Origin of the sequence: uncultured Clostridium sp., assembly GCF_900547735.1 — a bacterium.
GTDB lineage: Bacteria > Bacillota > Clostridia > Lachnospirales > Lachnospiraceae > Otoolea.
Map to the genome: position 1 here is coordinate 1 of NZ_URHZ01000134.1, position 7,504 is coordinate 7,504.

General features: G+C 52.4%; 5 protein-coding genes. All 5 read right to left on the reverse strand.

What is annotated here, in order from left to right; genetic code table 11:
* Positions 1–122: 122 nt before the first annotated feature.
* Positions 123–3,887: a phosphoribosylformylglycinamidine synthase gene (locus QZT18_RS23060; RefSeq protein WP_294152016.1), complete on the reverse strand. Its 3,765-nt coding sequence runs from the start codon at positions 3,885–3,887 to the stop codon at positions 123–125.
* Positions 3,888–4,072: 185 nt separating this feature from the next.
* The gene (locus tag QZT18_RS23065) at positions 4,073–4,720 is read right to left on the reverse strand and encodes a histidine phosphatase family protein (protein ID WP_294152018.1); all 648 of its coding nucleotides are present in this window, start codon (positions 4,718–4,720) and stop codon (positions 4,073–4,075) included.
* Positions 4,721–4,733: 13 nt separating this feature from the next.
* Complete coding sequence (locus tag QZT18_RS23070) at positions 4,734–5,312, reverse strand: sigma-70 domain-containing protein (protein WP_294152020.1); 579 nt, start codon at positions 5,310–5,312, stop codon at positions 4,734–4,736.
* Between the two features lie 93 nt (positions 5,313–5,405).
* Positions 5,406–6,344 (reverse strand): M14 family metallopeptidase, encoded by a 939-nt coding sequence (locus tag QZT18_RS23075; protein WP_294152022.1) that lies wholly within the window; start codon positions 6,342–6,344, stop codon positions 5,406–5,408.
* Positions 6,344–7,279, reverse strand: a complete 936-nt coding sequence (locus QZT18_RS23080) for a M14 family metallopeptidase (RefSeq protein ID WP_294152023.1) — start codon at positions 7,277–7,279, stop codon at positions 6,344–6,346. Before QZT18_RS23080 ends, QZT18_RS23075 begins: the two co-directional genes overlap by 1 nt.
* Between the last annotated feature and the right edge of the window lie 225 nt (positions 7,280–7,504).

Here is a 7,504-nt window from a genome sequence, read left to right on the forward strand (position 1 = left end):
CACTCCCCCGTCCGCCGTCTTACAGAGGCGTCCTCGCATCTCAACTAAATCCCCAAACGGCATCATAAAAGCGCACTTTATCCCCGCTCGGACAAAGTGCGCTTTTTATTTACAGCTTATACTTATTTAAAATACTTCACTCCGGACTCAAATACCTTCATATCCTGGTCACCGTAGATATTGACCGCAACGCCGTCGCCGCGCCTCTCCGAATGGCCCATCTTACCAAAGATACGGCCGTCCATGCTGGTAATGCCCTCGATTGCCATGTAAGACCCGTTCGGGTTCCACTCCTCATCCATCGTTGGGGTGCCGGCAAGATCCACATACTGCGTCGCCACCTGTCCGTTTGCGTAGAGGGTGTTAATCCATTCGTCGCTTGCCACGAAACGTCCCTCGCCGTGTGACAGAGGATTTACGTATACGCCGCCAAGTTCTGCTTCCTGAAGCCACGGGGACTTGTTGGAAACTACTTTCAGGTTTGCCATCCTGGAAATATGGCGTCCGATATTGTTCATTGTAAGGGTCGGTGAATCCGCCTTCTGAGGCTCAATCTTTCCGTCCGGAAGGAGGCCCAGCTTAATCAGGGTCTGGAAACCGTTGCAGACGCCTAAAATCAGGCCGTCCCTGTCATTTAACAGTTTCTCGATCTCCTCCTGCATCACCGCGTTTCTGAATACGGTTGCGAAGAATTTAGCGGAACCTTCCGGCTCGTCTCCGGCTGAGAAGCCGCCCGGGAACATGATGATCTGGGACCGGCTGATCGCCTTCTTATATTCCTCGATGGACTCGCGGATATCGGAAGCGCTCATGTTGCGGAATACCCTTACAATCGCATCCGCACCGGCGCGCTCAAACGCTTTCGCGCTGTCGTATTCGCAGTTTGTACCTGGCATTACCGGAATAAACACGGTTGGTTTTGCCACTTTGTTTTTGCAGATATGAACGCAGTCCGCCTTGTAAAGCTCATTTCTCACTTCCGTCTGTTTTACGCCGGAGCTGGTCGGGAATACTTTTTCAAGTGTTCCGGTCCACTGATTCAGGGCCTCGTCCATGGTAATTGCGGCGCTGCCGTATTCAAATACCGCTTTGTCCGTCACTTCACCAATCACGGTATAGGAAATGGAGAGTTCACCCACTTTTCCGTCCGGCACTTCGCATACGATATTGCCCCAGCCGGGTGCAAAGAAGTCTCTCGGATCCAGGTTATGCTCAACTTTTACGCCCAGCTTGTTGCCGAACGCCATCTTGCTGACCGCCTCGGCGATGCCGTGGCCCTCCACTGCATATGCGGAAATAATCTTTCCGGCCTCCATGTCCTTATAAAGTTTCTCATAGCCGTCCATAATCTGGCCGTATACAGGAAGGTCATACTGGTCTTTTTCTATTGTAAACAGGACAATCTTGCTGCCCGCTTTCTTAAACTCAGGCGAAACCACATGCTGTTTATCGGAAATATCCACGGCAAAGGATACAAGTGTCGGAGGTACGTTGATCTCTCCGTGCTCCTCGTCGTTAAAGGTTCCGGACATACTGTCTTTTCCGCCGATGGAAGGAAGGCCGAACCCAATCTGCGCATCATAAGCGCCCAGCAGGGAGGAAAACGGTGTTCCCCAGCGTTTCGGATCCTCCGTCATACGTTTGAAGTATTCCTGGAACGTGAAACGGATCTTTTTGTAGTCTCCGCCGTTTGCCACGATCTTTGCAATCGAATCCAGAACCGCATAAACGGCTCCGTGGTATGGGCTCCAGCTTGAAAGGTATGGATCATAGCCGTAGCTCATCATCGTTACGGTGTCACAGCTTCCCTTTTCCACCGGGAGCTTTGCAAGCATGGCCTGTGTCTCGGTGAGCTGGTATTTTCCGCCGTAAGGCATGAATACGCTGGCGGCGCCGATGGAACCGTCGAACATCTCCACAAGGCCTTTCTGGGAGCATACATTTAAACCGGACAGCATCTTGAGCCAGGTTTCCCTTACATCGCCCACTTCTTTCCTGTCGAAGAGATTACCCTCTTTTACGGGAACTTCTACGGTAACGGCTGCCTCCTGGTGCGCTCCGTTGGTATCGAGGAACGCGCGGCTTAAATCTACAATCGTCTTTCCTCTCCAGTTCATGACAAGTCTCGGGGACTCCGTCACAACGGCGGCCGGAATGGCTTCCAGGTTTTCCTCTTCGGCAAATTTAAGCATCTTATCGACGTCTTTCGGATCTACGACAACCGCCATCCTCTCCTGGGACTCGGAGATGGCAATCTCAGTTCCGTCCAGACCGGCATACTTCTTCGGCACGGAGTCCAGGTCGATCTGAAGCCCGTCCGCCAGCTCACCGATGGCTACGGATACGCCGCCGGCGCCAAAGTCGTTACATTTCTTAATTAAACTGCTCACCTCAGGGCGGCGGAACAGTCTCTGAAGTTTTCTCTCGGTCGGCGCGTTGCCCTTCTGAACCTCGGCTCCGCACACTTCGATGGACGCCTCGGTATGAACCTTGGAAGAACCTGTGGCACCGCCGATCCCGTCGCGGCCCGTGCGGCCTCCCATCAGGATGATGACATCGCCCGGATCGGATGTCTCACGGATTACGTTCTTTCTTGGAGCAGCCGCCATCACGGCGCCGATCTCCATTCTCTTTGCCACATAATTCGGATGATAAATCTCTTTTACATATCCGGTTGCCAGACCAATCTGGTTTCCGTAAGAGCTGTATCCGTGCGCCGCATCCGTCACAATCCTCTTCTGCGGAAGTTTTCCGTGAAGTGTCTCGGACATCGGTTTTGTCGGGTCTGCCGCACCGGTCACGCGCATGGCCTGATATACGTAGGTACGTCCCGAAAGCGGATCGCGGATCGCTCCGCCAAGGCAGGTTGCTGCGCCGCCGAAGGGCTCAATCTCGGTTGGATGGTTATGTGTCTCGTTCTTGAAGTTGACAAGCCACTCCTCTTCCTGTCCGTCAATGACAACCGGCACTACGATACTGCAGGCGTTAATCTCCTCGGAAACCTCCATGTCTTCGAGCTTGCCTTCCTTGCGGAGTTTTCTCATTGCCATCAGCGCAAGATCCATCAGGCAGACAAATTTATCGTCACGGCCTTTGAAAATTTCTTCGCGATCGGCCAGATATTTGCGGTAAGACGCCTCGATCGGCTCATTGTAGTCGCCTTTTGTAAATTCCACATTCTTAAGCTCTGTCTGGAATGTGGTATGGCGGCAATGATCGGACCAGTATGTATCGAGAACGCGGATCTCCGTCACGGACGGATCCCTCTTCTCCTCGTTTTTAAAATAGTTCTGGATGTGCTCAAAATCCTTGAACGTCATGGCCAGATTTAAAGAACTGTAAAGTTCCTTGAGGCTGTCCTGTGTAAAACCGCAGAAACCCTCAAAAATCTGCACGTCCTCCGGCTGTTCAAATACGGTTACCAGAGTTTCCGGCTTTTCATTGTTGTTCTCCCTGGAATCCACCGGGTTGATGCACAGCGATTTAACGGCCTCTGCCTGCTCTGCGGTCAGGGCGCCGGAAATAATATAGGTGGTGGCCGACTTGATCACCGGGTTTTCTTCTTCATTTAACAGCTTTACGCACTGCTCGGCAGAATCCGCTCTCTGGTCGAACTGTCCCGGCAGATACTCTACGGTGAAAATCGTGTCTCCCTCTGCTGACGGGAAACTCTCTTCATATACAAAGTCTACCGGCGGCTCGGAGAAAATCGTAACCAGGGCCTCTTTGTATACCTCCTCTGATACGTCCTCCACGTCATAACGTACTAAGACACGGACATCCGTGATCGTAGTGATCCCCAGATAACTCTCGATCTCCGTGCGCAGTTCCTTAGCCCTTACGGCAAATTCCGGTTTCTTTTCAACGAAAATTCGTCTTACACTCATTAAAGTACCTCCTGTTTTTCTGCTGGCAATTTGTGCGAAAAAAAAGACAGATGCATACTGTCCGACTACCGTCCGAGCCGCGGCCGCCTTCCGGCCGCAGTATGAAAAGTAACTCTGTCCATCATCTGCCTTAATCATACACAACTTTTATAGATTAGTAAAATTAATATATCTAATATTTTTTATTAACAGTACTTATTTGTTTTCCGGTTACAAACGGCCGGTAAATGAGACGTGCGATTGAGCTCCAGAAGCTTTCCAAGGCCTGATTTTTTATCGTATTCCACAATGGAGATACTTGCATTCTTGACGATAATCTCCCGCTTCTCCTCCTGGTTTCTCAGAAGGTAGTCGATGAGATAGACCAGGATGCCTCCATGGGCGACAACGCATACATCTCCTCCGCCCAGGGCATTCACAGTCCCAAGCATCTGTTCCACGGCGCTCCGGCTGCGGTTCATACAGGACCGCCGGAGTTCTCCTCCCGTGGGCGCCGCCCTGGCCGGGTTCTTCTCCCAGTTTTTGTAGTCCCCTGGATAGTTTTCTTCGATATCCTTCCAGGTTCTGCCTTCCCACAGGCCGAAATCCACTTCCTTCAGCTCCGGCAGCACCGTGACTTCAAGTCCCATCTTCTCCGCCACGATACCGGCTGTCTGCTTTGCCCTGAGAAGCGGGCTTGAAAAGAGCGCCCGCGCCCGGCACTCCGCCATAGCCCCTGCGAGACATTCCGCCTGCTCCATCCCGGTCTCATTTAACGGGATATCCGTCTTGCCCTGTATCTTTCCTTCAATATTCCATCTTGTCTGTCCATGACGCAGTAAGTAAAATTTCATCGTTCCGGCCGCCCTACTCTCCGCTGACACTCATCGCATCGAGAGTCAGTTTCATGATATCCCGGATCTCTTCCTCCGTCATCTTCATCCGTTCGGCCAGTTCTTCCACCGTGGCCTCCCGGCCCAGTTCCTCGGCCATGCTGGCGGAAATGTCTTTGAGGACGTTGACGCGGGCCAGCATCTCTTCCTCGACCCTGTACTCCGAGCTCTGAAGTTCCATGGCGTCCTCAATCATCCTTCGGATGCGTTCCTCCGCCTGCCCGTTGAAATCTCCGCCGCCGTACTCCTGGGCGGTGAGCAGAAGGGCGATATTGGCTTCCTGAACGAGATCATTCATCGTGAGGCCTCTGTCTTTGTATTCCTCGGCAATTTTAACCGCCTGTCCCAGTTTTCCTTCCACCAGACGTTTTACCGCCGCCTGGCTGCCCGCTAGGATTTCATCCAGCAGACGTTCTTCTTCCTCCGGCGTGCAGGGCGGAACCATCTTCAGTTCTTCCAGATAAAGCCGGTAAAAATCATCCCCTGTCGTGAATTCTCTCCCGCCGTCCGATTCCCCGGCATCTAAAAAATCTTTTAAGCTGTCACTTGCCATCTTTTTAACTTCCTTCCTTGAATGTTCCTCTCTGTTCTACGCCCCGCTTCCCGCCTGAGGCCGCGGCATCCGGTATGGACATTCCCGCCGCACTCACGCGTGGAGGCGTCTGATAATCTTAAAAACAATCGCCCTCTCCATCACAAGCGGCTGGGAGTGGGCAAAAAACACAATTCCATCCGTGGGGGCCAGAATCTGGCTTACCACCTCTCCGCTTCCGGGTTCTATGATCGTTGCCATCAAATCGCCCCGCAGAACCTCGCTCCCCGGCTCCGCTTCCCGGCAGAAGAAACCGGCGCGGTCTGTTTTTACACTGGTCAGATCCTCCTCGCGGATCACACTCGCTATATAGCCGCTGTGGCTGTTATAACGGATAATTCCCATCCTCGTCAGAAAACGCAGGACACTGGAGGCCGCCTGCTTCGCGGACGGCTCGTCAATTATCTCCGTGGATGCGGAAAATACGGTAAATGCATTCGTCCCGTTCATCTGCCAGTTGTAATTCAATGTGGCCGTATCGTATGGCGTCGGCTTGCGCATCACCACATAGGGCAGGCCGAAGAGATTGGCCAGTCCCGGATTGTGGTATCCCGTTTCCATCATGCGGACGTGGGGCGCATAGTCTCCGGTCATATAGAGACTTCCAAACTGTATCCCATAGCCGTAATCCTTCACCTTGCCGAAAATGCCGGCGGCCAGTCTCTTCGTCGTCTCGCCGTTCTCATCTCCCGGAAAAAGGCGGTTGATGTCGGAATTGTCCGTAGACCAGAAGTGTTTGCCCACATTCATCGCCGGATGGTTGACCGAGGGGATTACGAGGATCTCATTATCCCCCACAATACCTCCGTGCATCTCTATCTCCTTCAGCATCTTAACCAGGAGCGAACAGATATAGAGTGGCTGCACCTCATCGCCCCGGAGCGAACCCACAATGCAGGCCGCCTTACCGCCGTTTTTGCCGAAACGGTAGCCGTAAATATTAAAATCATCCCTGTGGATGTTCTTCATCGAGTAAATCAGTTCGTGTTTCATCAGACGACACCTCCCAGAATCCGGGCAATTAAAGATCCTTCCTCCACCATAGGATAGGCTCTCAGCGTAAAAATCAGCCCGTCACAGGGGGCGTACAGCCGCTCCTCCACGGTTCCTTCCAGCGGATTGACAATCTCGCCGATCAGCTCTCCCTTTTTGATGTCGTTCCTGTGTACCACCTTTGAGACGAAAAGCCCCGATTTGCCGGCGTTGACAAAACCCACTTCCCCGCCAAGCGAAACAATCGGTTCTTTCGGCTCGATCACCGGGCCGTCCCAGATGCCGATATCTTTCATCAGACAGAAGATTCCATCTACCAACTGGAAACAGAACTTCTCCGTAATTCTCATGCCGACTCCCATCTCTACGACAAGGGTGGGAACGCCAATCATATTCAGGGTATGGGCAAGGGTTGATTCAAGCACGGTGGACGCATGATGAACCCATACAAATTCCGTGTTCAGGCGTCTGGCATAATCCAGCAGGCTGTCGGAAGTGCTTTCATTGAGGCGCACCTGCGGAATCTCCCTGATATAGATATTGCTGGCATGGACATCGATACACATATCCGCTCCGGCCAAATCCTTCACTATCATGCCGGCCACCAGTTCCGCCACCGAGCCGTTGTCGGTTCCCGGAAAAATCCGGTTCATATCCACGTCAAATACGGGAAATGCCCTGGTGATCGTATCCAGCCCCAATGGGTTAAGAGCCGGGTAAATCTCCACCGTCCCTTTCAGGTGGTGAATCTGTTCCCTGATTCTTCTGTTCAGCTCGTAACAGACATACTGTCCCTCCAGCTCATCGCCGTGGGTCCCCGTCACGACGCAAAACCGTTTTCCTCCGTCCGTACCCTGTTCCGGCGTGATTACATTCTTTCTTATCAGAAGTGTTTCACTGACCGGAAGCTCTAAAGAAGCTACTGTTTTAATCATTTGTGTTTCCCTCTGTAAAATATGATGGCGTGTAAAATGTTACTGTTCAGAATATTTTATCAAAAATAGCGGGGATAGTAAATAGGGATTTGAGTTGAGAAATGAGAACGACGCCAGGGCGGTTGGAAGGCGGGATGGGGAGAGGGAGGTTGTGAGTCTTCAGTCCCGGAATTTAGGTTGTCGCGGGTGGGGAATCCGGGCAGAAAAAGTTCCTGCGGGAAACGC

Coding starts and splice junctions, on each gene's coding strand:
- QZT18_RS23060 (WP_294152016.1), bottom strand. CDS start 3,887: ATGAGTGTAAGACGAATTTTCGTTGAAAAGAAACCGGAATTTGCCGTA.
- QZT18_RS23065 (WP_294152018.1), bottom strand. CDS start 4,720: ATGAAATTTTACTTACTGCGTCATGGACAGACAAGATGGAATATTGAA.
- QZT18_RS23070 (WP_294152020.1), bottom strand. CDS start 5,312: ATGGCAAGTGACAGCTTAAAAGATTTTTTAGATGCCGGGGAATCGGAC.
- QZT18_RS23075 (WP_294152022.1), bottom strand. CDS start 6,344: ATGAAACACGAACTGATTTACTCGATGAAGAACATCCACAGGGATGAT.
- QZT18_RS23080 (WP_294152023.1), bottom strand. CDS start 7,279: ATGATTAAAACAGTAGCTTCTTTAGAGCTTCCGGTCAGTGAAACACTT.